23 protein-coding genes are annotated in these 25,356 nt (G+C 58.7%); 7 read left to right on the plus strand and 16 right to left on the minus strand.

The window, feature by feature from the left end:
• Positions 1-2: 2 nt before the first annotated feature.
• From ACA071_RS15525 to ACA071_RS15540, 4 genes are all read right to left on the minus strand, one after another.
• Positions 3-1,775: an acyl-CoA dehydrogenase C-terminal domain-containing protein gene (locus ACA071_RS15525; protein ID WP_497645164.1), complete on the minus strand. Its 1,773-nt coding sequence runs from the start codon at positions 1,773-1,775 to the stop codon at positions 3-5.
• 60 nt (positions 1,776-1,835) lie between these two features.
• A complete protein-coding gene (locus tag ACA071_RS15530; RefSeq protein ID WP_497645165.1) occupies positions 1,836-3,506 on the minus strand; it encodes a cation acetate symporter in 1,671 nt (556 codons plus the stop codon).
• A complete protein-coding gene (locus tag ACA071_RS15535; protein WP_497645166.1) occupies positions 3,506-3,832 on the minus strand; it encodes a DUF485 domain-containing protein in 327 nt (108 codons plus the stop codon). The genes ACA071_RS15530 and ACA071_RS15535 overlap by 1 nt, the downstream gene beginning before the upstream one ends.
• Before the next feature lie 128 nt (positions 3,833-3,960).
• Positions 3,961-5,583 (minus strand): acyl-CoA synthetase, encoded by a 1,623-nt coding sequence (locus ACA071_RS15540; protein ID WP_497645167.1) that lies wholly within the window; start codon positions 5,581-5,583, stop codon positions 3,961-3,963.
• 229 nt (positions 5,584-5,812) lie between these two features.
• Here ACA071_RS15540 and ACA071_RS15545 point away from each other — a divergent pair, with 229 nt between their 5' ends.
• The 3 genes from ACA071_RS15545 (at position 5,813) to ACA071_RS15555 (ending at position 9,213) form a co-directional block, all read left to right on the plus strand.
• Positions 5,813-7,261 carry a sensor histidine kinase gene (locus ACA071_RS15545; protein WP_497645168.1) on the plus strand — a complete coding sequence of 483 codons (1,449 nt, stop codon included), beginning with the start codon at positions 5,813-5,815 and terminating at the stop codon, positions 7,259-7,261.
• A gap of 4 nt (positions 7,262-7,265) precedes the next feature.
• Complete coding sequence (locus tag ACA071_RS15550) at positions 7,266-7,901, plus strand: response regulator transcription factor (protein ID WP_497645169.1); 636 nt, start codon at positions 7,266-7,268, stop codon at positions 7,899-7,901.
• A gap of 169 nt (positions 7,902-8,070) precedes the next feature.
• Positions 8,071-9,213, plus strand: coding sequence for a patatin-like phospholipase family protein (locus ACA071_RS15555; RefSeq protein WP_497645313.1), 1,143 nt, complete (start codon positions 8,071-8,073; stop codon positions 9,211-9,213).
• Between the two features lie 14 nt (positions 9,214-9,227).
• Here the strand turns inward: ACA071_RS15555 and ACA071_RS15560 are convergent, their stop codons facing one another.
• The gene (locus ACA071_RS15560) at positions 9,228-10,073 is read right to left on the minus strand and encodes a LysR family transcriptional regulator (RefSeq protein WP_497645170.1); all 846 of its coding nucleotides are present in this window, start codon (positions 10,071-10,073) and stop codon (positions 9,228-9,230) included.
• A 111-nt stretch (positions 10,074-10,184) separates the two neighbouring features.
• On the opposite strand from ACA071_RS15560, the gene ACA071_RS15565 reads away from it, so the two are divergent.
• Positions 10,185-11,108 carry a DMT family transporter gene (locus ACA071_RS15565; protein ID WP_497645171.1) on the plus strand — a complete coding sequence of 308 codons (924 nt, stop codon included), beginning with the start codon at positions 10,185-10,187 and terminating at the stop codon, positions 11,106-11,108.
• On the opposite strand, the gene ACA071_RS15570 is transcribed toward ACA071_RS15565, so the two are convergent.
• Positions 11,081-11,497 carry an ester cyclase gene (locus ACA071_RS15570; RefSeq protein WP_497645172.1) on the minus strand — a complete coding sequence of 139 codons (417 nt, stop codon included), beginning with the start codon at positions 11,495-11,497 and terminating at the stop codon, positions 11,081-11,083. The two genes, ACA071_RS15565 and ACA071_RS15570, sit on opposite strands and share 28 nt — an antisense overlap.
• A 103-nt stretch (positions 11,498-11,600) precedes the next feature.
• Here ACA071_RS15570 and ACA071_RS15575 point away from each other — a divergent pair, with 103 nt between their 5' ends.
• Positions 11,601-12,479, plus strand: a complete 879-nt coding sequence (locus tag ACA071_RS15575) for a LysR substrate-binding domain-containing protein (RefSeq protein ID WP_497645173.1) — start codon at positions 11,601-11,603, stop codon at positions 12,477-12,479.
• A gap of 4 nt (positions 12,480-12,483) precedes the next feature.
• Here the strand turns inward: ACA071_RS15575 and ACA071_RS15580 are convergent, their stop codons facing one another.
• Both ACA071_RS15580 and ACA071_RS15585 read right to left on the minus strand, forming a co-directional pair.
• Positions 12,484-13,026 carry a chorismate mutase gene (locus ACA071_RS15580; RefSeq protein ID WP_497645314.1) on the minus strand — a complete coding sequence of 181 codons (543 nt, stop codon included), beginning with the start codon at positions 13,024-13,026 and terminating at the stop codon, positions 12,484-12,486.
• 49 nt (positions 13,027-13,075) lie between these two features.
• A complete protein-coding gene (locus ACA071_RS15585; RefSeq protein WP_497645174.1) occupies positions 13,076-14,071 on the minus strand; it encodes a zinc-dependent alcohol dehydrogenase family protein in 996 nt (331 codons plus the stop codon).
• A 119-nt stretch (positions 14,072-14,190) separates the two neighbouring features.
• Here ACA071_RS15585 and ACA071_RS15590 point away from each other — a divergent pair, with 119 nt between their 5' ends.
• Positions 14,191-15,096 carry a LysR family transcriptional regulator gene (locus tag ACA071_RS15590; protein ID WP_497645175.1) on the plus strand — a complete coding sequence of 302 codons (906 nt, stop codon included), beginning with the start codon at positions 14,191-14,193 and terminating at the stop codon, positions 15,094-15,096.
• A gap of 1 nt (position 15,097) precedes the next feature.
• On the opposite strand, the gene ACA071_RS15595 is transcribed toward ACA071_RS15590, so the two are convergent.
• Complete coding sequence (locus ACA071_RS15595; RefSeq protein WP_497645176.1) at positions 15,098-15,757, minus strand: MliC family protein; 660 nt, start codon at positions 15,755-15,757, stop codon at positions 15,098-15,100.
• 262 nt (positions 15,758-16,019) lie between these two features.
• Between ACA071_RS15595 and ACA071_RS15600 the strand changes: the two genes are divergently transcribed.
• A complete protein-coding gene (locus ACA071_RS15600) occupies positions 16,020-16,673 on the plus strand; it encodes a dTMP kinase (RefSeq protein WP_497645177.1) in 654 nt (217 codons plus the stop codon).
• A 1,124-nt stretch (positions 16,674-17,797) separates the two neighbouring features.
• On the opposite strand, the gene ACA071_RS15605 is transcribed toward ACA071_RS15600, so the two are convergent.
• From ACA071_RS15605 to ACA071_RS15635, 7 genes are all read right to left on the minus strand, one after another.
• Complete coding sequence (locus ACA071_RS15605) at positions 17,798-18,040, minus strand: DUF7693 family protein (protein WP_497645178.1); 243 nt, start codon at positions 18,038-18,040, stop codon at positions 17,798-17,800.
• A 401-nt stretch (positions 18,041-18,441) separates the two neighbouring features.
• Positions 18,442-19,434 (minus strand): LacI family DNA-binding transcriptional regulator, encoded by a 993-nt coding sequence (locus ACA071_RS15610; protein WP_497645179.1) that lies wholly within the window; start codon positions 19,432-19,434, stop codon positions 18,442-18,444.
• A gap of 75 nt (positions 19,435-19,509) precedes the next feature.
• Positions 19,510-21,012 (minus strand): glycoside hydrolase family 32 protein, encoded by a 1,503-nt coding sequence (locus tag ACA071_RS15615; protein ID WP_497645180.1) that lies wholly within the window; start codon positions 21,010-21,012, stop codon positions 19,510-19,512.
• Positions 21,009-22,154, minus strand: a complete 1,146-nt coding sequence (locus ACA071_RS15620; RefSeq protein ID WP_497645181.1) for an ABC transporter ATP-binding protein — start codon at positions 22,152-22,154, stop codon at positions 21,009-21,011. Before ACA071_RS15620 ends, ACA071_RS15615 begins: the two co-directional genes overlap by 4 nt.
• 27 nt (positions 22,155-22,181) lie before the next feature.
• Positions 22,182-23,024, minus strand: a complete 843-nt coding sequence (locus tag ACA071_RS15625) for a carbohydrate ABC transporter permease (RefSeq protein WP_497645182.1) — start codon at positions 23,022-23,024, stop codon at positions 22,182-22,184.
• A complete protein-coding gene (locus ACA071_RS15630) occupies positions 23,021-23,983 on the minus strand; it encodes a carbohydrate ABC transporter permease (protein ID WP_497645183.1) in 963 nt (320 codons plus the stop codon). The genes ACA071_RS15625 and ACA071_RS15630 overlap by 4 nt, the downstream gene beginning before the upstream one ends.
• Positions 23,984-24,004: 21 nt before the next feature.
• The gene (locus tag ACA071_RS15635) at positions 24,005-25,279 is read right to left on the minus strand and encodes an ABC transporter substrate-binding protein (protein WP_497645315.1); all 1,275 of its coding nucleotides are present in this window, start codon (positions 25,277-25,279) and stop codon (positions 24,005-24,007) included.
• Positions 25,280-25,356 lie beyond the last annotated feature (77 nt).

Here is a 25,356-nt window from a genome sequence, read left to right on the forward strand (position 1 = left end):
CGTTAGAACTGTTCGGCGCTCAGGCCATACAACGAGCCACTGCCGGCGCGAATGGATTGCTCCAGGCTCAAGATGCGTGGCAGCAAGCGCTCGATGTAGAAGTCCGCGGTGGCGACCTTCGCCCCATAAAAGGCCGGGTCTTCACTGCGTTTTTTCTTCGCCACCTGGGCCATCCGCGCCCACAGCCAGGCGTAGGCGACGTAGCCGAACAGGTGCAGGTATTCCACCGACGCGGCGCCAACTTCATTGCGATTGGTGGCGGCCTGGTCTTGCAGCCAGTCGCTGAGGTTTTCCAGGCGCTGCACGGCATCGAACAGTTGCACGGAGTAGGGCGCATTGGGCTGATGGGCGAAGTGGCGGATCTCGCCGGTGAACTGGCGCAATGCCGCGCCGTTGTCGGCTAGCACTTTGCGCCCGAGCAGATCGAGAGCCTGGATGCCGTTGGTGCCTTCGTAGATCTGTGCGATGCGCACGTCACGGACCAATTGTTCCTGGCCCCATTCGCGGATGTAGCCATGGCCGCCGAACACTTGCTGGCCGTGGATGCAGCTTTCCAGGCCGGTGTCGGTGAAAAACGCCTTGGCCACCGGCGTCAGCAACGCGACCAGGGTTTGCGCGTTGTCGCGTTCCCGGACGTCATCAGAGAACTTCGCCAAATCCAGTTGCTGACCGACGTAACTGGCGAACGCCCGGCCGCCTTCGGTCATGGCTTTCATGCTGAGCAGCATGCGGCGCACATCCGGGTGGACGATGATCGGGTCGGCGATCTGGTTCGGGGCCATGGCACCGGTCGGAGAGCGGCTCTGCACCCGTTCCCGGGCATACTTCACCGCGCTCTGATAGGACGCCTCTGCGCACCCGATGCCCTGAATGCCGATGGACAGGCGTTCGTAATTCATCATGGTGAACATCGCCGCCAAGCCTTTGTTGGCTTCACCGACCAACCAACCGCTGGCACCGTCGAAATTCATCACACAAGTGGCCGAGGCCTTGATGCCCATCTTGTGTTCGATCGAGCCGCAACTCACGGCGTTGGCATGGCCGAGGGAACCGTCGGCGTTGACCAGCACTTTGGGCACCACAAACAGCGAGATACCTTTAGGCCCGGCCGGTGCATCCGGCAGTTTGGCCAGCACCAAGTGGATGATATTTTCGGTCAGGTCCTGATCGCCCCCCGTGATGAAGATTTTGCTGCCACTGATGGTGTAGCTGCCGTCGGCCTGGGGTTCGGCGCGGGTGCGAATCAGTCCCAGGTCCGTGCCAGCGTGAGCTTCGGTCAGGCACATGGAACCGGCCCAACGGCCTTCGTACATCGGCGGCAGGTAGGTGTTTTTCAGTTCTTCGCTGGCGTGGGCATCCAGCGCCAGGCAAGCGCCGGAACTCAACGCCGAATACAGCGCAAAGCTTGAGTTGGCGCCGTAGAGCATTTCTTCGAACTGCACCGCGAGCATCTTCGGCATGCCCATACCGCCGAAATCGGCGTTGCCGGACAAACCGACCCAGCCGCCTTCAATGTAAGTGGTGTAAGCCTGTTTGAAACCGATCGGCGTCGTGACCTGGCCATAGACCCAATGCGCGCCTTCCTCGTCACCGCTGCGATTGAGTGGCGCAATCAGGTGCGAGGTGACCTTGGCCGCTTCCTCAAGAATGGCGTCGGCAGTGTCGGCATCGACGTTGTCAGCCAGGGCCGGCAGGCGTGCCCACAGGGCCGGGGCGTCGAACACTTCATGCAGCACGAAGCGCATGTCGCGCAGTGGGGCGTTGAATTCGGGCATAACGTGAACCTCTTTGGGACAGTGGGCACGGCGCCGCAACGGCGGGCCGTGCTTTTTCAATCAGTGACTGGAAGCGCTGGCGGCACCGAGGCCGGTCTGGGCGCGCACGAATTGGTCGGCGTAGGCGTCGCGTTCCTTGTCGGCGCGCACGCTGCGGTCGAGTCGGGACACGACAACAATCACCAGGAACGCCAGCGGCATGGAGAACAGCGCCGGGTGGTCGTAAGGGAAAATCGCGTGGGCGTGGCCGAGCACGGTCACCCAAACGGCCGGTGACAGAATCACCAGCACCAGCGCGCAGATCAGTCCGGCGAAACCGCCGAGGATCGCGCCCTTGGTGGTCAGGCCTTTCCAGTACATGGTCATGATCAGCACCGGGAAATTGGTCGACGCGGCGATGCCGAAGGTCAGGCCGACCAGGAACGCGACGTTCATCTTCTCGAACAGAATGCCCAGCAGAATCGCGACGATGCCCAGGCCGATGGTGGCCATGCGCGTGACGCGCATTTCCTGTTTTTCGCTGGCCTTGCCTTTCTTGAACACCGTGGCGTACAGATCATGGGAAATCGCCGAAGCACCGGCCAGCGCCAACCCGGACACCACCGCAAGAATGGTGGCGAATGCGACCGCAGCGAGGAAACCAAAGAACAGGTTGCCGCCCACCGCTTTGGCCAAGTGCATGGCGACCATGTTGCCGCCGCCGATCAAGGCGCCGCCGACTTCACCGTTGACGTAGTACTGCGGATCGGTGCCGATGATCACCATCGCCGCGAAACCGAGGGTGCAGACCACGAGGAAGAAGAAGCCGATGAAACCGGTGGCGTAGAACACCGATTTACGCGCTTCCTTGGCGTTCGGCACGGTGAAGAAGCGCATCAGGATGTGCGGCAAACCGGCAATCCCGAACACCAACCCGAGGGACATGGACGCGGTGTTGATCGGGTCGGCGAGCATCGAGCCGGGCCCCATGATGTTCCAGCCGCTGGCGTGGGCCTCAACCGCTTTGGCGGCGAGGGTTTCGTAGCTGAAGCCGAATTGCGACATGGCCATGACCGCCAGGGTCGTACCACCGGCCAGCAGCAACACAGCCTTGATGATCTGCACCCACGTGGTGGCGATCATGCCGCCGAAGATCACGTACACCAGCATCAGCGCCCCGACGATCACCACGGCCACCGGGTAGTCGAGACCGAACAGCAATTTGATCAACTGCCCGGCACCGACCATTTGCACGATCAGGTAGCAGCACACCACCGTCAGTGAACCGAACGCGGCGAAGATCCGCACTTTGTTCTGGTCCAGCCGATAGGACACGATGTCGGCGAAGGTGTAGCGCCCCAGATTGCGCAAGCGCTCGGCCATCAGGAAGGTAATGATTGGCCAGCCGACGAAGAAGCCGATGGTGTAGATGAAACCGTCGTAGCCCTTGGCGAACACCAGGCTCGACAGGCCCAGCAACGTGGCGGCGGACATGTAATCACCGGCAATCGCCAGACCGTTCTGGAACCCGGTGATGCCGCCGCCAGCGGTGTAGAAATCCGAGGTGGATTTGGTTTGCCGCGCTGCCCACCAAGTGATGCAGAGCGTGCCGAGGACGAACACGAAGAACATGCTGATCGCATTCAGATTGAGCGGTTGTTTCTCCACTGTGCCCGTGAGCGGCGCAGCGAGCACGACGCCGGATGACAGCAAACCTGCACCCGCAAGTAACAGCTTCCTGAATAGAGTCATCACTTGCTCTCCTCAAGAATCGCCGCGCCGAGCGCATCGAACCGGGTGTTGGCGCTGTAGACGTACCAACCGGTCAGCAACCAGGAAAAAATGATGATCGCCGCGCCCACCGGCATGCCCAGGGTCAACATCCGGTTTTCGCCGAGCGGCGCATGCAGCCATTGCGGGGCAAACGCCACCACCAGCATGAACAGGTAATAGGTGCCCAAGACCGTGGCACTCAACGTCCAGGCCAGGCGCGAACGGCTGCTGACCAGTTGAAGGAATTTCGGATTCGCGCGAATCCGTTCGCAGCGCTGGGTGTCGGTTGAATGGATGTCGATCATCGGTAGCTCCACATTGTTTTTGTTGTCGGTGTGTGGGGGCAGGGCCGCGCAGCGCCGAATCCGGCGCGCACGAGCCCGAAACGGCAGGTTCGCGACCTGCCGCTTGAAGGGTTCAGCGTGGTTGAGGGTTAGAGCGCCTGGGCCCTGTCGCGCAGTACGTACTTCTGGATCTTGCCGGTGGAGGTCTTCGGCAACAGGGTGAAGATCACGGTGCGCGGCACTTTGAACCCGGCCAGGTGTTCGCGGCAGAAACTGATGATGTCCGCCTCGCGCACGTCCTGGTGATCAGCCTTTAAGGTGATGAAGGCGCAGGGCGTTTCGCCCCATTTTTCGTCGGGACGCGCAACGACAGCGGCTTCCATCACGCCCGGATGGCGGTAGAGCACACCTTCGAGTTCGATGGTGGAAATGTTCTCGCCGCCGGAGATGATGATGTCCTTGAGCCGGTCCTTGATCTCCACATAGCCGTCGGGATGACACACCGCCAGGTCGCCGGTGTGGAACCAACCTCCTTCAAACGCTTCGGCCGTAGCAGTCGGATTCTTCAGGTAGCCCTTCATCACGGTGTTGCCGCGCATGAAAATCTCGCCGATGGTCTTGCCGTCACGCGGGGTTGGTTTCAGCGTGGTCGAATCGCCGACCATCACGCCTTCGAGCGTCGGGTAGCGCACACCCTGACGGGATTTGATCTGCGCCCGCTCATCCAACGGCAATTCATCCCACTCGGCATGCCAGGCGCACAGCGTTACCGGACCATAGGTTTCGGTCAGGCCATAAACGTGAGTGACTTTGATGCCCATCGCTTCCACGGCGCCGATGACTTTGGCCGGCGGCGCGGCGCCCGCAACCATCGCGTTGACCGGGTGATCGATCGCGGCTTTGGCCGAGTCCGGCATGTTGACCAGCGCATTGAGCACAATGGGCGCGCCACACAGGTGAGTCACCTGATGTTCGCGGATCAGCGTGAGGATCTTTTGTGGATCAACCCGGCGCAGGAACACATGCACGCCGGCCAATGCGGTGATGGTCCACGGGTAGCACCAGCCGTTGCAATGGAACATTGGCAGGGTCCAGAGGTACACCGGGTGATTGCCCATGGCCCAGGTCATCTGGTTGCCCAGGGCGTTGAGGTAGGCACCGCGATGGTGATAGACCACGCCTTTCGGATTGCCGGTGGTGCCGGAGGTGTAGTTCAGCGAGATGGCTTGCCACTCGTTGACCGGCCATTTCCAGTCGAACGCCGGATCGCCTTCGGCCAGCAGGGCTTCATAATCCAGGTCGCTGACCGCTTGACCTTCGCCGTATTCCAGGTCGTTGACGTCGATCACCAGCGGTGGGTGATCGAGCATGCCGATGGCGGCATGAATCACGTTATGAAACTCGCGGTCGGTGATCAGCACCTTGGCTTCGCCGTGTTGCAGCATGAACGCAATGGCTTCAGCATCCAGGCGCACGTTGAGCGGGTTGAGCACGGCGCCGATCATCGGCACGCCGAAGTGCACTTCGAGCATTTCGGGGATGTTCGGCAGCATCACCGCAACGGTGTCGTCCTTGCCGATGCCACGGCCGGCCAGCGCCGAGGCCAGGCGTCGGCAGCGCGCATAAGTCTGCGCCCAGGTGCGGCGGATCGAGCCATGGATCACGGCAGGGTAGTCGGGGTAAACGTGGGCGGTGCGCTCGAGGAAGCTGAGCGGAGACAAGGCGATGTGATTGACAGCCGTAGGGCTAAGCCCTTGTTCGAAGATCGACATGACGGGTACTCGGTGGCTGATTGTTAGCTCTATGGCTGACCTTTCAGCGTAGCCGCTGAGGTCAACTTTTATGTCCGGTTTGCTTTATATAACAATCAACCCTTGATATGGAAGTACAACCTACGTTGTATAGTAGATATACCATATGTGATTCTTGAGGCGCTAAATGAATGCGGCGATTCCTCCACGGCCGGTATATTCTTGGCTTTCCCCACGTAGCGGACCTGTGATGACGCCTGACTCCCCCTTATTGAGCTATGACCCACAGCCGAGTGTGCTGCTCGATAGCCAGGGTCAGCCGCTGGAGTTGAATGCGGCGCTGCTGGCATTGCTCGCGCAGCATCCGCATAGCTACGTGCTCGGGTTCTTGCCGAAAAATCATCGAGACCTGGTGCGTGCCTGCCTGGCGCAGCAGCGCGCCATCGAAGGGGTCGAAGCTGAGTTCCAGACGCAGATTCTGATCTGGACCTTTATCCCCGACCCGCAGCACAACCGCGTGTTCGCCCGTTGCTACGTGGCCACGGCCCAAGTGCTGGCGGAGCGCGAGGCAGCCACGGCGCGGCGGCTGTACCGGCTGATCATCGAGAACACCACCGACCTGATTTCCCGGCATACCCCGGACGGGCGCTTTCTTGATGCATCGCCAGCGTCCTGGACCTTGCTCGGCTATTGGCCCGAAGAACTGCGCGGGCAAATGGCCCAGGGCCTGTTTCACGGCCAGGACCTGGCGAATCTGGTGCAAACCGCGCGGGATGCGTTGGAGCAGAATGGTTATCACACGATGGCATACCGTATCCGCCATCGCGACGGGCATTACCTGTGGTTCGAAACCGCCTGCCGGGCGATTCGTGAGACCTACACCGGGGCGGTGGTCGAAGTGGTCTGCGTCTCCCGGGACATTACGGCGCGGGTACAGGGCGAAGAAAAACGCCGACGCCTGGAAGACGAACTGGCCCACACGGCGCGCCTGGTGACGCTGGGGGAACTGGCCTCGGGCATCGCCCACGAAATCAACCAGCCACTGGCGGCAGTGGTCAATTATGCCAATGCCAGCCAACGCTATTTGCAGGCGCTGGGCACCAATCCGCAAGCCGCCGAACGGGTGGCCCAAGGCCTGGAGCGCATCACTTTGCACGCCACTCACGCCTCTGAAGTCATCCGACGTTTGCGCGGTTTTCTGCGCAAGGGCCAGCGGCGCATGCAGGCGCTGAACATCGCCGATGTCGCCCGTGGCGCCGTGCGCTTGTGTGCCTGGGAGGCGACCCAATGCCACGTGACAATTGAAGATCGGCTGCCGGATAATCTGCCGCCCGTTTATGCCGACCGAGTGCAGTTGGAGCAGGTGCTGCTCAACCTGTTGCGCAACGCTATCGATGCCAACCGCGAACAACATCCGGGCCGACCGTCGCTGATCGTGATGGCTGCGGGGCAGGGCGGCGCTGCCACCGTGGAAATCAGCGTGCACGACCAGGGGCCGGGCGTCAGCGAGCCGGAACTGGAGCAAATATTTACCCCGTTCTACACCAGTAAGCCGGATGGCTTGGGCCTCGGATTGTCCATGAGTCGCAGCATCATCGAAGGTTTCGGCGGCGAGTTGCAGGCGCGCCGGCAACCGGTCGGGCTGCTGGTGTATTGCCGCTTGCCACTGGCCGGCTCAACAAAACAACAACAGGAATAACGCAATGGCAGCAGTGATGGAGCACGTGGTGTATGTGGTCGACGATGATCAAGGCATGCTCGATTCGACGGTCTGGCTTCTGGAATCGGTGGGCCTCAAAGCTTTGCCTTTCACCAGCGGCGTCGAATTTCTCGACGCCTGCGATGCACGTCTCAATGCCTGCGTGCTGCTCGACGTGCGCATGCCCGGCATGGGCGGTTTGAACGTGCAGGAAGCCATGCGCGAACGCGAACTGGACCTGCCGATCATCTTCGTCAGCGGTCACGCCGATGTGCCCATCGTGGTCCGTGCCTTCAAGGCCGGCGCCCATGACTTCATCGAAAAACCCTACAACGAACAGTTGCTGCTCGACAGCGTGCAACAGGCGCTCAGCAACTGCGCGGCCAATCGCTCGGGCAACCTGGGCCACGAAGAATTAGAGGCACGCATGCTGACCCTGACCCCACGGGAGCGCGATGTATTGCTGCCGCTGGTGCAGGGTTACACCACCCGGGAAATCGCTGAGCAACTGGGCGTCAGTGCAAAAACTGTCGACCTGTACCGCTCGCGGGTGATGAAGCGCATGCAGGCCAATACCTTGCCGGATTTGGTGGGGATGGCGATTGCGGCGCAATTGGTTGATCCAATGAAACTGCGTTAGGCCAGACCGGACGTCCCGTCGACGTCCTGACTCCCCGGGCTTGAGCTAAATTGGAAGGTGTGCAAGCCACTCGCCACCCAATAGTCGAGCGCGTTCTCTGTCAATCACAGGGACCGGAGGAGGCGTCTTGAAACCCTTTCTGCCCAGGCCCAGCGCCTCAACGCTGAACATGTTGCGTCAAGGATGTCTGCAACGCCGTGATGCGGTGCCACAACTGTTAACGGAAAAAGCGATCATCCCCGGCATCCCCAATGCGCGTTACTGGCTGGACCAGGATCTGACGCCGTTTATCCGGGATGCGAGTGAAGCCAACCATCGAGAGTACGAGGCATTCGCCAGTATCGATGAACCGAATGACATGCTGCCGCTGGCCGATATGCTGGCCGTTTCCGGTGGTGGCGACGCCGGCACCTTCGCCGCAGGCATCATTGCCGGATGGACTTTGCATGGCACCCGACCGGTGTTCAAGGTTGTCACCGGCATCAGCGCCGGTGCCCTGGTCGCGCCGTTCGCTTACCTGGGGCCTGAATATGACGGGGTCATTCAGGGGATCTGCAAGGGCATCGGTCCCAAAGACGTGTTCCATTCGCGCAGTATGCTGACCCGTCTGGCGAGCGACGGGATGGCCGACAGCAAACCTTTGTCGCGACTGATTGCCCGCTACGTTACTGCCGAGGTGCTGGCAGCCATCGCCGCGCAATACGCCAAGGGACGCCTCCTGATGATCGGCACCACCGACCTGGATGCAGGTCGCCCGGTCACCTGGAACATGGGCGCCATTGCCGCAAGCGAAGCACCGGGAGCGCTCGAGCTGTTTCGCAACATCATGGTCGCGTCGATGAGCATTCCCGGCGCCGTCTCACCGGTGATGATTGATGTGGAAGTCGACGGCAAACTGTTTCAGGAAATGCACGTGGACGGTGGCGTCCTGACGCAGGTGTTCCTTTATCCGCCAGGCACCGTGATGGCACTGAACAGCGTGGCTGGAGCGCGCCTGCGCCGGGAACGGCATTTCTACGTGATTCGCAATGGCAAACTGGAACCGCAATGGTCCGGTACCAAGCGCCGCACCTTGAGCATCGGCGGTCGAGCCATCAGCACCTTGATCCAGACCCAGGGCATCAGCGACCTCGATCGAATCTACCGAATTGCCCAGCAGGACGGCGCGGACTTCAACCTGGCGTACATCGGCACCGATTTTGATAGTGCCCGCAATCGAAAATTCGATGGCGAGTACATGAAGCGCTTATTCGATTACGCCTTTGAACTCAGCGCGAAAGGCTATCCGTGGCATAAATCACCGAGTATGTAAGCGAGGCCCGGCGCTTATGTTTCGAAGCAGGACACCAGGAAACCCATCGCTGCCTGAACGGTCGGGGTGTGCCGGATGTCGTTGTGGACCACCAGCCACACGTCACGCGTAAGGTCCGCGCCAACCGATGGCATTGCTTGCAGGCCGTAGCGCTCGCCAAGGAAACAGGGCAGCGCGGCGACACCGGCGCCAGCCTGGGCAATGGTGGCCTGGATATTCAAGTCATTGCTGCGCAGCAGAATTGGTCGATCACCGGCTTGCTTCTTTAGCCAGGCCTGTTGGGGAGACTGCTCCATGGATTCGTCATAGGCGATGAAAGTCAGGTCTTGCGGGGCAGTGTTGGCTAAATAATCGGCCGCGCCATACAGGTAAAACGGCAGCGTCGCGACCTTGCGGGCCACCAGGTCCGGCTCCTTGGGTCGGCTCAGGCGCACGGCAATATCGGCTTCGCGCCGGGACAACGAAGCGCTGCCCAGACTGCCAATCAACTGCAACGACAGCTGCGGATATTGCGTGCGCAACGCATTGATTCGCGGCGCTATCAGCGCGCAAGCCAGCGCGGGCGGGGCACTGACCGTGACTTCGCCGACGTAGCTTTCCTGCCCGGCCAGCGCGGTACGCTGGACCGCGAAGGACTCGCTTTCCATCCGTCGCCCCAGCTCGGCGATCCGCTCACCGTCCTCCGTCATGACATACGCGCGAGGGCGCCGGTCCACCAACTTCAGGTTCAGCGAACTCTCCAGCGCACTGATGCGCCGCGCCACCGTGGCATGGTCGACCTTGAGCGTGCGTGCCGCCCCCGATAACGACTGTTCGTGGGCGAAGACAATGAAGTAACGCAGATCCTCCCAATCGAACATGGGCGTTTTCTCACATTAAGGGTGAATAAATGGGGAATTCTGCCCCATCGGCAAGCCTGCAAGAATCCATCAAAACCTGATGGTCAGGTTTGATTTGCCGAGGAAACAGCTATGTCAAAATCAACGCCTCTCGCGTATGCCGGCATTGTCGGTGCCACGTTTTTCTGGGGCACCAATTTCAATGCGGGCGCCTACATCATCAAGAGCATGGCACCGATCAGCGCTTCCATTGAGCGCTTTGCCATTTCGACACTGTTGCTGGTACTGATTTTCAGTCTGGCGGGAAAGCTGCGTCTCAGCACGTTGAAGAATAATCTGCTGGCCTTTGTCGGCCTGGGACTGCTTGGGTTTACCGCGTTCAGCCTCGCGACTTTCTTTGGCCTGCAAACCACCACACCGATTAATGGCGCGCTGATCCTGGCGACCACGCCGCTGTGGACCATGATCTTTGCCGTGTTGCTGGAAGGCGAACGGATTGATCGCGGTCGCGCTATTGGCCTGGTACTGGGCTTGTTGGGTGTGGGACTGGTGATCACCCGCGGGGATATCCAGGTGCTGCTAGGGCTGAAAGTGGCCAGCGGTGATGCGATGATTCTGGCCGGCAGCATGGCCTGGGCGGCGAACATGGTCGGCACTCGGCGCTTCGTCAAGGATTCAACGCCACTGGAAACCACGACGTATTCCATGTTGTTCGGGGTCATCGGTTTGATCGTACTGGGCTTCATTTATGAAGACCCGCTGGCCGACATTCGTGGCGCTTCACTGCCGATTCATGGTGCGGTCATTTACCTGGCGGTCTTCGGTTCATTGATTGCCTACTTGCTGTGGTTCAAAGGCATCCATGCCATTGGTGCCGCGCGGACCTCGATATTCTTCAACCTGGCACCGGTGTTCACCATGCTGGTGTCCTCGATCCTCGGTGTCTTGCCCAATCTCTGGCAACTGCTCGGTGCCGGCGGCGTCATCCTTGGGGTGGTGTTTGCTTCGGGCCTGGTATTCGGCCCGGCTCAACCGAGGCCGATCATGTCCCGGTGAACTTCCAGCGCATTTCGCTCGACCCAGTTATGCGCCAGCAGCCCATCCGGACGCACTTCCCAGACGGCGGTGCCGAGCATTTCAAAAGGGCTGTTGCAGGAACGGCCGCCAATAAACCCCTGGTTTTTCCCGGCCAACTTCCAGCGGGAGGCGACGCGAGTACCTTGCGCATTCTGGAACGTCTCGATGGCGCCAAACTCGAAATCTTCAATGGTCGACAGGAAGGCACCGATCCAGCGAATGAAGGCTTCGCGGCCAACAATATCAACGCCGCCGGACGTGATAACGAAGTCTTCGGCAACGAAACGCGCGGCGGCTTGCGGGTCCTTGGCCTGCCAAACCTCGCGCCAGAAGTTTTCTACGATGTCTACGGCTGTGTTGTCGGTCATTTCAAACGCCTCGCTTGTTCAGATCAAGGACGATGTTCGGCATTTGCTACCTAGAACTCCAGCGCATAAATTTAATGACATCCAGTTGAAAAGCGAATTCATCATGCAAGCCAGCGACCTTGAGATCGACCTGCTGCGGGCGTTTATCGCGGTGGCGGAGGCCGGCAGTTTCACCGCCGCCGCGGACGTGATCGCGCGATCGCAATCGGCGGTCAGCCAGAAGATTATTCGTCTGGAAGACATACTCGGTTTGCGTGTATTCGAGCGCACCAGTCGCACGCTGACCCTGACCCCCGACGGCGAACGACTGTTGGTGGGGGCGCGTAAATTGATGGTGCATTTCGATACGTTCATACGCGAGATCAAGGCGCCTGCAACGGTAAATCTTCTGCGCCTGGGGATCTCTGAAAACCTGGTGCCCACTCAACTGCCCACGTTGTTATCGCGCTTTTGCAAGGTGTATCCGGATATACAGCTGGAACTCACCACCGGCTTGAGCCACGACCTGCTTGCCGACTACGAAGCCGGGCAACTGGACGTGGTCATTGCCAAGCAAAAAGCCAGTGCCACCGCACAGCGAGGTCGAATCATCTGGCGCGAACCTTTGGTCTGGATCGCCGCGAAGGACTTCGAAATCGAAGCCTCCAAACCCGTACGCCTGGTGATGATGCGCCCGCCCTGCGCGTACCGGGCCATCATGATCGAGGCCCTGGCTTCCGTACGGCGGGAGTGGGTTTCAGCCTGCCTGGCCAGCAACTTGATGGGCGTTCAGGCCGCCGTCGCCGGCGGTCTGGGGATTACCGCGCTGGGAACATCGTTTCTGCAGGAAGGGATGCGGATTGTGGAGCCGTCCGAGAAGCTGCCGACATTACCCAGCACCGAAGTCGCCGTGATTGGCGACGACGCCCGCACTCAGCATCTTGTCCAGCCTTTGGTGTCGTTGCTGACCGAAGGGCTGATGTCGGGAACTCGGCTGACCTGAACTTTCACTGAGGCAGATCAGCCGTACACAACTCCCCCGTGGCGCGGATCAGCGCCAGTTCATGCAACTGATCCGTGGCCAGGCTGGCGCGTGCTTGCGTAATCCAGTTCGCGCAGCTTGGGTCATTTCGATAAGGCGTGAAGTCGGCGTATTGCTGCAAGAGACGGTTTTGCAGCTCATCCAGGCGTGGCCGGATTTGCTTGGCGAGGTCCGGGCGCGGAGTGTCCGGTGCCTTGCCGGCCGCTTGCCATTTGGCCAGCAACCCGTATTGCACCAACTTGTTGGCTTCCATCTGCGCCGCCAATAATTGGCCCACGTCTTCCGGGTCCATTTTTCGTTCGACGGCCAGCTTCCGGGCATTGGCAATCACTTGCGCTTCTCGGGGACTGTCCTGGATCGGTTTGCCACTGTCCCATTTGGTCAGGGCGACGAGGTCACCGATGTTCAGGCGCTCATTCAGGGTCACCAGCAGCGGTTGCAGAGTTTCGGGTGGCGCGCTGGCCTGGGCGTTGAGGATGAACAGGCTGAGTGCGGCGCAGCACAGCATTTGAAGTTTCGGTTTAACGCTCATTCATGAGTATCCAGGAAGGGATCGGTCAGATGTCGATCACTACTTTACCGATTGCCTGTCCCGCGGCAACGATTGCATAGGCGTCATTCACGTTTTCCAGGGCAAAGCGTCGATCGTCCAGCAAAACCCGCAGTTGTCCAGCTTCAGCCATGCGGGTGGCTTCAGCGAGGATCTCGCCGTGGTGTTTGCGGCCTTTGCCGGTAATCAACGGCAGCAGGGTGAAGACACCAGAATAGGTCGCGCCACGGAACGACAGCGGCGCGAGTTTGTGCTCGCCCCACCCCTGGCAACTGACGACGTGGCCGGTGTAGACCTTCAACACGGCAAATGAGGCGTCGAGTGTCGCACCGCCGACGGTGTCATAAACAATGTCAAAACCCTCGCCGTCGGTGTATTGCGCAAGATAATCGGCAGGCGCCTGACGGCGGTAATCGATGGCCGTGGCACCGAGGCTCTCGATGATTTCCAGGCCTTTGGCGCTGCCGGTCGCGAAAACTTCGGCCCCGAAGGCCTTGGCGATCTGAACGGCAATATGCCCGACGCCACCTGCGCCACCTTGCACCAATACCCGCTGCCCGGTCCGGACATTGGCCCGGTCCACCAGTCCTTCCCAAGCGGTGATGAAAATCAACGGCAGTGCTGCGGCTTCGCGCATGCTCAGGTTACGCGGCTTATGCGCCAGCAGATCGGCGTCGACGGCGATGTATTGCGCCAGCGAGCCTTGATGGCCGCCAATACCGCCGGCCATGCCGTAGACCTCGTCACCGATGTTGAATGCCGTGATGTCGGCACCGACCGATTCGATGATTCCGGCCAGGTCCATTCCCAAAACAGCGGGCAACGGTTGGCGGGCATGGCCGCCCTGGCCGCTGCTGATTTTCGTATCCAGTGGGTTGACGCCACTGGCGATGATCTTGATCAACACCTGTCCGGCCTTGATTTCTGGCAACGGCAGGCTTTGAACTTGCAGCGCGGCTCTTGGATTTAAAGCGATGGCAGCGCGCATGGTGGTCTGGCTCATGGATGACTCCTGTTGAACTGTTTTGGGGGTGATGGGCGCAGTTTCAGGCAGTCGACAGATTCCGATAAGAGCGTAAATGCCTATAGTATTCATTCCAAATGATCACTAAGTAGGCAGTGATGGATACGTTAGACGCGATGGCGGTTTTTATGCGGGTGGTGGAGCGGGGCAGCTTCTCGGCCGTTGCCCGAGAGATCGGACTCAGCCAGCCAACCATCAGCAAGCAGATTGGTGCCCTGGAAAAAAGGCTGGGTGGCCGACTGTTTGCCCGCAGTACGCGCAACCTTAGCCTGACGGACGAAGGTCAGCGCTATTACGAACAATGTCGGCAAATTCTGACTGCCGTGGACAATGCCGAACACAGTTTTCAGACCGGTCAGGAGCAGGTTGCCGGGCCATTGCGCATTGCCTCTTCAGGCAGTTTCGGGCGGATACAGATTGCGCCTCGGCTGCACGGCTTTCTTCAACAACACCCCGACGTGACGATCGACTTGCAATTGAGCGACGAGAACGTCGACCTGATCAGCGAGGGAATCGATGTCGCCGTGCGAATCGGTGAGTTAAAGGACAGTAGTCTGGTCGCCAGGCCAATAGGCCTGACGAGACGTCGGGTTTTCGCTGCGCCCGGTTATCTCGAACAGCACGGTATGCCTGCGACACTCGATGATCTGAGCAATCACAATTGCCTCGTCTTCAATCAATTGGAACATTTCGACAGCTGGCGCTTCGAGCACGGCGGGCAATGGCGCGGCGTGCAGGTCAAGGGCAATGTCCGCAGCAATAACAGCGAAGCGATTCGGCAAATGGTCCTGAGTGGTTTAGGCCTGTCACTTTCTCCCTCATGGTTGTTTCGCGAGGACCTACAGGCCGGGCGCGTGCTGGCGTTGCTTGAGGGGTACACACCGACGTCACTGCCCATCCATGCCGTGTTTCCCCCTGATCGCCGGCAATCGGCGCGGGTGAGGGCGTTTACCGACTATCTTCGCGATGCTTTTACGCTCGATGGCGACATTTGCCTGGGTTAAGTCAATCCACCGGCTCGGCAGTACAACTCATTTCAGCTGAGCCTGGCTTCTGGAAGCGGACCGCGTTGCCGTCTTGCCAGAAGCTGTAATTCCCCTGGCGATCCTTGCCCGCATATCGGGTTCCGGAATCACTCTGCACCTGGCTCAGGGTGATCGAGGTGTTCGCCCATTTCAGGTACACGACTGCAGGTTTCGAACTGAAAAAGGTGGCGGCGACTGGCGTGTTAAACCCGGTGCAGCGAATAGCCAGGGGACCGTCGGTGAGTCGGTCTGGATCCTTGGTTCGCACAATGGCCGAGCCTAGGCGTAGCTGATGCGCACGCTCGGCATAACTGCGGATCGTGCACACCTTGGGCTCCGGATCGGAGACGCACTGATTGCGGGCATCAGCCCAGAACTGCTGATCGATCATGATTTTGTCAGGAGGCGGTACTGAACGTTCATCCGTGAGCGCCAGGCGATAAAGACGCGTCAGCTCGACGTCCATCTGCATCAGTTGAGGATCGCGGCAGATCAGCTTTTCGACGGTTGCCTTTGCCTTGGTGCAGTCGAAGCTGGTTTTGAGGATGGCGGGAGGGTCTGCGGCATTGGCACAAGTGCTCGTCGCCGTGCACAGGCTGGCAGCGAGTAGACAGGTGAAACAGGCCGTAACCGTTTTCATATTGGCTTCACCCAGATCATTTACTGAAGGGGACTATAACCTCAAGCATAGGAAGTTCCACTCAGACACATCATTTGGGCGATGACCGATGTTCATAAGCGGCTGTAGCTCTGGATTTTGAGCTCCGTTAGCCAGAAACTAAGTTAGAGTGCTCATCAATGTCTGTTCATAAGGGCCCTCCACTCGATTCGCGTAGTCGCGCCAAGCGGTTCCAGCGAACGAACCGGGCAAAAAAAACCGTATATCAATCGTTATGTGAAGAATGAATCGTCCGCTGTTTGTTTCTCTAGATGGGCCCAAGGGAACCGGTAAAACCACACTGTTGGAGGCCGTTACGAAAGTACTGAGGGCCGACAACAAAAAGGTGATCCGACTTTGCGAGAAAAAAAGCGATCCCTATAGGGGTGAAACAATGGCCCTCGTTAACAAGCTCGTCAGAAATCCCACCCGGGATTTGGAGTTGGGGGTTTGTGAGCGCTTTGCTGATAGCCGTTCTTGGATTTCCCAGCACGTGCTGGCTAAACAGCCACCAGGCAGCATCATCCTGATTGACCGCTGGTACCCGTCTGATGCCGCGTTTCGCCAGATAGTCCCGTTTGCAGAGATTCTACAGTTGAACATTGATCGAAACGTGCAGGTGCCAGACCTGCATGTCGGGGTTGTCACCGACCCTGATATTTCATGGGCGAGAGCAGCGGCACGACGGCGTGGGCTGAGCAGTACTGTGATCCATAAGCTGGAAGAACATGTCGCTTGTACCCAGGCGTTCGAGCGAGCGATTGCCGATCACGGCTGGGTTTTATGCCGCAATGAAGGAACGGTCGAAGACGCAACGATGCAGGTGATTTCTGAGATCTATAAAGTCCTTCGATGCCCCGTAGGCGAAGTTCGCTGCGCCGACCTTGATGCGAGATAGCCGTAGATATAGATCGTTAGCAGGATCGAAGGAGTGATTTCTGACCAGTTTCTTGGATAGCCGAACACTGCGATATTTTTCGTAGAGCGATCTAGGTCTTGGGTGCCTTTTAATACATCGGAGAGATTTGTCATTGTCACGTTACTCAATGCGAAATAATGCTCATCGATTTTATAGTCCCCAAGGACGTCGTCTTCCGCGTTGAAGCCTATTTTCATCATCAGATGGTAGGCGTAGGTGAGATTCAATTTGGTTAGCGTCACTTAATAGTCAAAATAATCGTGACCTTGCCATTTCGATGCGGCGAGGGACTGCTGGCTGCGTTAATACCAGCTCTTCTATCTTCGAATCTTTCCTCTTACTGGATACTTACTGGCCCATCCGTATCAGGGCTGCGTCCAGATTGGCAAGGTTATTCGATCTTTTTGATCTGTCGATGAATTTCTCCAATTACGTCGATGCTAGCATCGATGAAATCATTCAGGTTCATTGCCGCTAGTCTGAAAAAAGGCGTCTCTGTCGCGGTTAGGCAGTTCACCCTGACGTTGTCGAGCACATCTGAGCAAACTACACGAAGGGGGGCTGGCTGAAACCTCAGAGCCTGCACTAGACAACGCGATCCAGGCTCTTTGTGTGTCACGTAGTCCAGAGTTCTTCAAAATGAGAGATGCCGTGTATTTTTTTGTTGTTCGACTTGAGTACGAGTTATCTAGCTCTTCAGAGACTGATGTTTCTCCGGAAAGAATAGATATGGATGGGCGCGCCATCGGGATCTGATCACTGTAGATTTTCTGGGCAAATGCCTGGGAGGCTTCGGCCACGCTGGTAGCGCTTTGGGTAGCCTGAAGGGAAAGAAAGGCCGCGTACGCCGGCATTGTTGTCGCTAGAACGGCGAGCACGCCCAGCACGCTCGTACTGGAAAAGCATCTCCCGGTTATGCAACCCATCTAGCGGCGACCAGTAACGATTTTCGAAAAGTTTCCACACGCAACCCTTATTCACTGAATTGCGTGCTGTATCGGCAAGATGAATGCTGACTTGATGGCTGGAAAAAAGATCAAATTGTGCGTGGCTTTGCTTTCAGGCTCCTTGGGCAGCCAGCAGCGTTCGAGCTGTCCACGCTCCTAGGCACTCATCAGATCAACAGGATCGGCTCCGGCACTCTGGCAGAATTCAAGTGTCCCGACTCTGCCATCAGGCGACCTGCAGTACTCGCAGTAGTCTAGGGTGTCACAGTCATTGAAGAGTGTGAGCTGCCAGCCATCAATCTCTACGGGTAGGCTGCATCCGGGGCATTGTGGAGAGGCGCCCAACCACGGCTGGGCGCAATTTGACTCAACCAGTGTGGTGACTCTCGGCAAGGCCATAGACGGATGTGTCGATGCCTTCGAGGCGCGCTTTTAACGGCAGCGCCAAATACAGCAAATGGAATGAAGCCACGTGAGGGGTAGGTGAAATAGTATTGGCCGATCCTCTAAGATCGATTGTTGGCCGGCAAATACCGCCGCCAAGATGTACGCGCCGTCGAAATCCACAAGTCCAAAGGCAGAATTGAGCAGGTGGGGATTTGCAGCGTTGTAATTGCCTGATTCAATAGGCTTTGCTGTGACAGCTCATGCCGATTTTCTACCATCGGACTATAGCTACGGTTTCGCCCGAGCAGAAAAACGCACCAAGCCATCGACGCTGCCCGCCTAACAACCCTGACGTGACAAGCTGGTGGCATATCGAAAGCCAGTGGGTGTGCTATCACCAAATTAACTAATTCTTATAGTGATGCCCTGACCACCAATGGACAATCAACTGGCTGGGTTCCCGATGCCTCAATCGTCTCGATCAGGTGCTGGGCAGCCTTACGACCGATCTCGTAGTACGGCAGTTGCACCGTCGTCAACGGCGGGATGAACAGCTCAGCGATACCGATCATATTGTCGTAGCCGAGCACGGCGACATCGTCGGGAATTTTCAGACCTCGGCCCAACAACAGCTGATAAGCACAAAACGCGATGCGGTCGTTGCCACAGATCAGAATGTCGAACTGGGGACGACCATCAATGATATGCCGGTCGAGGATGCCTGCGGTTTCACGATAGGCATCATGATCGGAAAGGTTGTATTGCAGGAGCGCGTCAGGCGCCAGTCCGAATGCCTGACACGCACGCTGCAGGCCTTTTTGCCGCAGGCCCCAGGCCAGACTCTGTTTTGGCAGATTGACGCAAAGAGGGCGCCGATAGCCCTGACTCAACGCATGATGTACCGCTCGATACTGCCCCGTTTCGTCGTCTGGCACATAACTCACCAGGCGACTGTCATCTGCCAGGCAATTGGCGAGCACCAGGGGTTTGCTCTTCAAGCGCTCGGGAATGTTCACGTGGCGAAACCCCATGGCGCTGAAGATCAACCCGTCGGGACGGTGCGATAGCATCAGGTCGATATTCTGATCGGTGGGCGGGTTGCTTAGCAGATTGAGAATAAATACATTCCAGCCTGCTTGCTGCGCGGTCTGTTCGATGGACAGTAGCAACTCGACCGCGAACGGTGTGGTCGCGGTGTCCAGCGCGAACACACCGATGGTTCGGCTCTGGAGGTTGTCGCCGCGCATCTTGCGCGCCGACAGGCTCGGTACGAATTGCAGTTCATCAATGGCGCGACGCACCCGCAGAAGGGTTTCGGGACTCAGTTTTTCCGGATTATTGAGCGCTCGAGAAACCGTCATCAGGGACACGCCGGCCAGCTGTGCAACGTCTTTCACTGAAGTCATGCGAGGCGAGGCCGGTCAGGTTGACGCAGAATCATGACACATGGCCCGGGCTTCTCGCGACTCGAATGACGCTGCTCATAGCCATCCCGAGGCGAGAGGCCACGCTCTGGGAATGGCGACACGCCCGCCACTCCCGCTCGCAATGAGCTTCACACCCAGACTGCCAGGCTGGGGGTAGAGGCGACTGCTGAGGCTGAATCGCCCGTTTTCGTCGAATACCTCGATGGACGAGCGATCGAGGAACACCCGCAGTTCCAGTCGCTCTTGTGTCGGGTCTATCGACACGCTGCGTTGACCGGTGACTTGCGCACCCGAGCGGCTGCGGTCAAGCACCAGGCGCTGCAGTGACGCATCGTAGTAGAGCAGCGTTTCTTCCTGGCCATCGACGCTGCAGCGCAAGGCGATTCCCAAGTGGCCGTCGGTACAGCCGAGCACATCCAGATGCACATGGATTTCGAGCATGTCGCCATTCACTTCCGACACACACCGGGTTCCCGATTCATCCCACCAAGGCGTGCTCGGCAATGGCGCCATGCGCAGAGCAGTGAGCTCCCGTGCCGGATATACGCAAAGGCGATCGGCGTGCAGTTCAAGCTCGCGCGGCAAACCGAGCATGCCACACCAGTGATGGGCCTGGCTCGGCATCGGGCTTTCCCACATGTCGAGCCACGCCCACACAAGGCGCCGACCATCGGCGGCCAGGAGCGTTTGCGCGGCATAGAAATCGTGGCCGTTATCCAGCTCGATAAAAGGCCCGCCGGTGAAGTGCCACTCGCTGTCGAGTCGGCCCACTCGATAACCGGTCTGGTACTTGTTGAGCCGTTCGTAACCCTCGGGGTGCATGCCCTGGGGGGAGTAGAGCAGCACATCGCGTCCGTTCAGTCGGAACAGATCCGGGCACTCCCACATATAGCCATCGCCCGCGCTGCCGCTGGACACATAGTCGAGGAACTCCCAGGCGTGCAAATCCGTGGAACGGTACAGCGGGAGCAGCGGCAGATCGCCCAGACGTGCGCCGGCAATGAGGTACCAATAGTCATCCTCCTTCCATACCTTGGGGTCACGAAAGTGCATGATCGTGTCTTGCGGCGCGGTCTCGATGACTGCGCCGTGCTTGACGAACCGGATGCCATCAATGCTGGTGGCCAGGCACTGGACTTGACGGATCAAGCGTTCATCACCCACTTCCCCCAGCCAGGTGTGTCCGGTGTAGATCAGTGCCAAGGTATCTCCGCGCACCACCGCGCTACCGGAAAAACAACCGTCACGGTCGAAGTCATCGCCGGGCGCCAGTGCAATGGGCAGATGCTGCCAATGGACCAGATCGGCACTCTTGGCATGCCCCCAATACATCGGCCCCCATTTCGCTTCGAAGGGGTAGTGTTGATAGAAAACGTGATATTCGCCACGAAAGTACACCACCCCGTTAGGGTCGTTCATCCAGCCCGCCGGAGGGGCAAGATGATAACCGGGCCGATAATCGTCGATAACGCGAGACAGACCATCACTCAGCGCATGCTGCGCAAGGTCAAGGGCGCAAGACATTGGGTCGTTCATAGGATTCAAATACACAGTCATAGGGCGCTTGCTCGTGCCGAGCGCAGAGAGACGCCATCCGGAAGGGTTTCAATGGCTTGTGGGTGGCGCCTCAAGGCCGCGCCGTCGGCGTCGAACAGGTGCAGGTTGTCGATGTCCAGCTGCAGCTCAACCCGATCGCCTGCTTGCCATCCGGCGCTGACTTCGCAACGACAGATCAGTGGCTCGTCTTGACCTGTCTCGAGGTGCACATAGGTTTCGCTGCCCAGGTATTCGACCGCGGTAACGACGACGCCAGCGGCTTTATCCGCCGCCTTGAGCGACACATGCTCCGGGCGAATCCCCAGGCTCAGCTGCGTGCCCGTCGCCAGGTTCGAGCTGTCGAAGGGCAGGGGCGTGATACCCCATACGAGGGTATCGACCAGACTGGTTTCGCCTGGCGTCTGCAGGCGCGCCGGCAGAAAATTCATTCTGGGCGAACCGAGAAAACCGGCGACAAAGCGACTGGCCGGGCGCTCATAGAGTTCACGCGGTGAGCCGACCTGTTCTACGCGCCCGCCGTTGAGCACGACAATTTTGTCGGCCAGGGTCATCGCTTCAACCTGATCGTGGGTGACGTAGATCATGGTCGAGCCCAGTCGATCATGCAGTCGGGCAATTTCGTTGCGCATCTGCACCCGCAAGGACGCATCCAGGTTGGAAAGCGGCTCATCGAACAACAAAATGTCCGGTTCCCGCGCCATGGCTCTGCCCATGGCCACACGCTGACGCTGCCCACCGGACAGTTCCTTTGGCTTGCGTTGCAGCAGTTTGTCCAATTGCAGGATCTGCGCCGTTTTCAGCACCCGCTCGCGCAGGCTGCTCTTTTCGGTCTTGGCCAGTTTGAGACCAAAGCCGATGTTGTCGTAGACGCTCATGTGCGGGTACAGCGCATAAGACTGAAACACCATGCCGACGCCACGCTCGCGTGGTTCCAGATCGTTGACCCGTCGCCCGTCGATCAGCAGGTCGCCGCCGCAGATCGAATCCAGTCCGGCGATCAGTCGCAGCAGGGTCGATTTTCCGCAGCCCGAAGGGCCAACGAACACCACGAATTCACCCGCCGCGATCTCCAGGTTGACGTCGCGTAGAATCCGAGCGCCGCCCAATTGTTTGTTCACGTTGTCCAGTTTCAATTTGATCACGATGCTGTTCCTTGTCTTTGTTGGGCATCAACCCTTTAACGCGCCGGCAGTGAGACCGGAAACGATGCGGCGCTGGAAAATCAGCACCAGAATCACCAGTGGGACGGTGACCACCACCGAGGCGGCCATCAACAACCCCCAAGGCAACTCATGAGGGCTGCCGCCGGAAATCAAGGCGATGGCGACCGGCACCGTGCGTTGTGTGTCGGTGAGGGTGAAGGTCAGGGCAAACAGGAACTCGTTCCACGCTGCGATAAAGGCCAATAAGCCAGTGGTGACCAGTGCAGGCCAGAGCAGCGGCAACAACACGCGGGTCAGCGTGACCCAGGGCGAAGCGCCATCCATAATTGCTGCTTCCTCCAGTTCATGGGGCAGTTGCCCCATGAACGTGGTCAGCACCCAGACGGTGAAGGGCAGGGTGAAAATCGTGTAGCTCAGGATCAACGCCAAGGACGTGTTGTACAGACCCAGGGCGCGGATCACTTCGAACAGCCCCGACAGTACAGCGACTTGGGGAAACATCGACACGCCGAGAACCATCATCAACACCGTGCCACGTCCACGGAATTTCACTCTTCCCAAGGCATAGGCGGCGGTCAGGCTGAGAAACAGCGCCAGCGTCACCACGCACAGTGCAACCACCAGCGAGTTACCGATAGCCCGCAGGAATGAGGCTTGGTGGAGTACCGCCGCGTAATTGGAGAAGTCGGGGTTTTCAATCCAGTAGCTCACCTCGAACAAGGCACTGGACGGCTTTAGCGAAGTCACGATGGCGTAATAGAAAGGGAAGACTGCATACAGCAGCAACACCCCGATCAGACACCAGAACCCGAGGCGCCACAGCGCTTTTTTCAGTAGGCGCTGGCTCATGACCGAACCTCCAGTTGACGGCGTCCGAGGTAGAGATAAAGCATGGCGATGACCGCAACGACCAGAAACAACAGAGTCGAGGCCGCGCTGCCATAGCCAACATCCTGGAACTCCACCAGGTGCTGGCGGGCATAGACCGACATGCTCATGGTGCTCGATGAGTTCGAGGTCAGCACATAGATCACGTCGAATACCCGCAGGGAGTCGAGGATGCGGAAGATCGCCGCCACCAGCAGTGCGGGCATCAGCAGGGGAAGCGTGACACGCCAGAACACTTTCAGCGGATGAATGCCATCGACCCTGGCCGCTTCATAGCAATCGCTAGGCAACATCTGCAAGGCCGCCAGCATCAGTAGCGTGACAAAAGGGACGGTCTTCCAGACGTCGACGATGATCACCGCCCACATCGACAGATCCGCATCTGCCGTCCAGGCCAGGGGGGCGTCAATCAGGCCGAGGCTCAGCATCATGTGATTGATGATGCCGAACTGGTCGTTGAGCATCCATGACCAGATCTTCGCCGAGACAATGGTCGGAATCGCCCACGGAATCAGTATCAACGCACGCACCAGAGAACGGCCGGTGAACTTGATGTTCAGCAGCAACGCCACCAGCAGTCCCAGTACGACTTCCAGTCCCACCGATACCACGGTGAAATGCAAGGTGTTGCGCACCGCGTTCCACCATTGAGGATCGACCAGTATGCCCGACCAGGTGGAACCGTTGTGGAACAGATAATTGCTCAAGCCGACGAAGGATCCGCCACCGGTGTCCGCCAGGTTGGCGTCGGTCAGGCTGAACCAGAATGTGCGCAGTAGCGGCCAGGCTGCCACCAGGGCCAGACACAGCAACATCGGCGTCAGAAACAGCCAGGCAGCGCGTACTCGGCGTCGTTGTACGGGCGTTTCCCTGGTGAGCAGGAGCTCGTCACAGGGGGCATAGGTAGAAGAGACAGACATGGTGATTTCCTTCCTTGTGGCTTACCAGTTCCGGCGTTTGATGCGCGTGAGTTCGCTTTCCAGTTCGGCCAGCGCCTGATCGACAGGCAACTCGCCCGCCAGCACGCCATGCACTCGATCGAAGAACGCATTGGAGACCCGTGGATAGCGATCGGCAGTGATAGAGGCGGGGCGCATGACCCCATCGTTGAGAATGCTGTGCAGCTGACTGTAATAAGGCATTGCCGCGAGCAGTTCGGGATCTTGATAGAGCGACTCGATAACCGGGTTATAGGCGCCAATCAGGGCACGATGTTTTTGCTCTTGGGCACTGGTCAGATAGTTCACCAGCTCTGCGGCAAGTTTTGGATGGGCGCTGTAGCGCGATACCGCCAGACCCCAGCCTCCGAGAGTGGATGCATGGCTGCCGGTCTTGCCGCCACGGGGCAGGGGAGCAACCCCTACCTTGTCTTTTACGGCACTGTCCTGGCTTTGCACCAAGGCCCAGACGTAAGGCCAGTTACGCATAAACAGTGCATTTCCCGATTGGAATACCCCTCGCCCTTCTTCCTCGGTGTAATTGAGTACACCACGCGGGGAGATGTCTCCTACCCAGCTTTTCGCCAGGGCCAAAGCAGTTCTTGAGGCCTGACTGTTGACCACGATATCTCCTCGTGGATTGACCAGTCCGCCTTCCGGTTGGCTGCTGATCCATTCCAGCGCATTGCACGTCAGCCCCTCGTAGGCGCGTCCCTGAAAGATGTAACCCCACGCATTGGGGTTCCCGGCAGTGCGCTCGGCCTGCTGAATACTCCTGGCGGTAGCGGTCATTTCCTCCCAAGTCTGGGGAACCTGCTGGTTGTACTTCTCGAGCAAATCCTTGCGGTAATACAGCAGGCCCGAGTCGGTGAACCACGGCATCGTCACCAGACGTCCGTTCACCGTGGCGTTATCCACCTGTGCCTGGAAATAGCCTTGGGTCGCGTTGGCGGGAAGCACCTCGCGCAGATCCAACAGATGTTTGGCCAGCATTCCCGGCCACACCATATCGATTTGAATGATGTCGATGTCGGCGGACTGCGCACTGAGGATCTGTTGGTAGAACGACAACCGCTCAGTCGCCGAGTTAGGCGTGGAAACCACCTCGACGTTGTTACCGGTCTGTTTCGACCACGCCTCGACAGCCTCCTTGCAGAGTTGTAACTCCGCACCCACCGCACCGCACGAGATCGTCAAATTGGCTGCGCTCGAGAGGGATGGAAGCCCGGCACAGAGGATGAACAGTGCTGCTGGAAGGAGAGATTTCAGCTGTTTCATAGAGCCCCCTTTATTTTTGTTTTTAGAGAAGTTAACGTTAACATCGCCAAATGTAGCAGCGTATTTGCGATGAGGCA

The organism is Pseudomonas sp. LBUM1646, assembly GCF_059716165.1.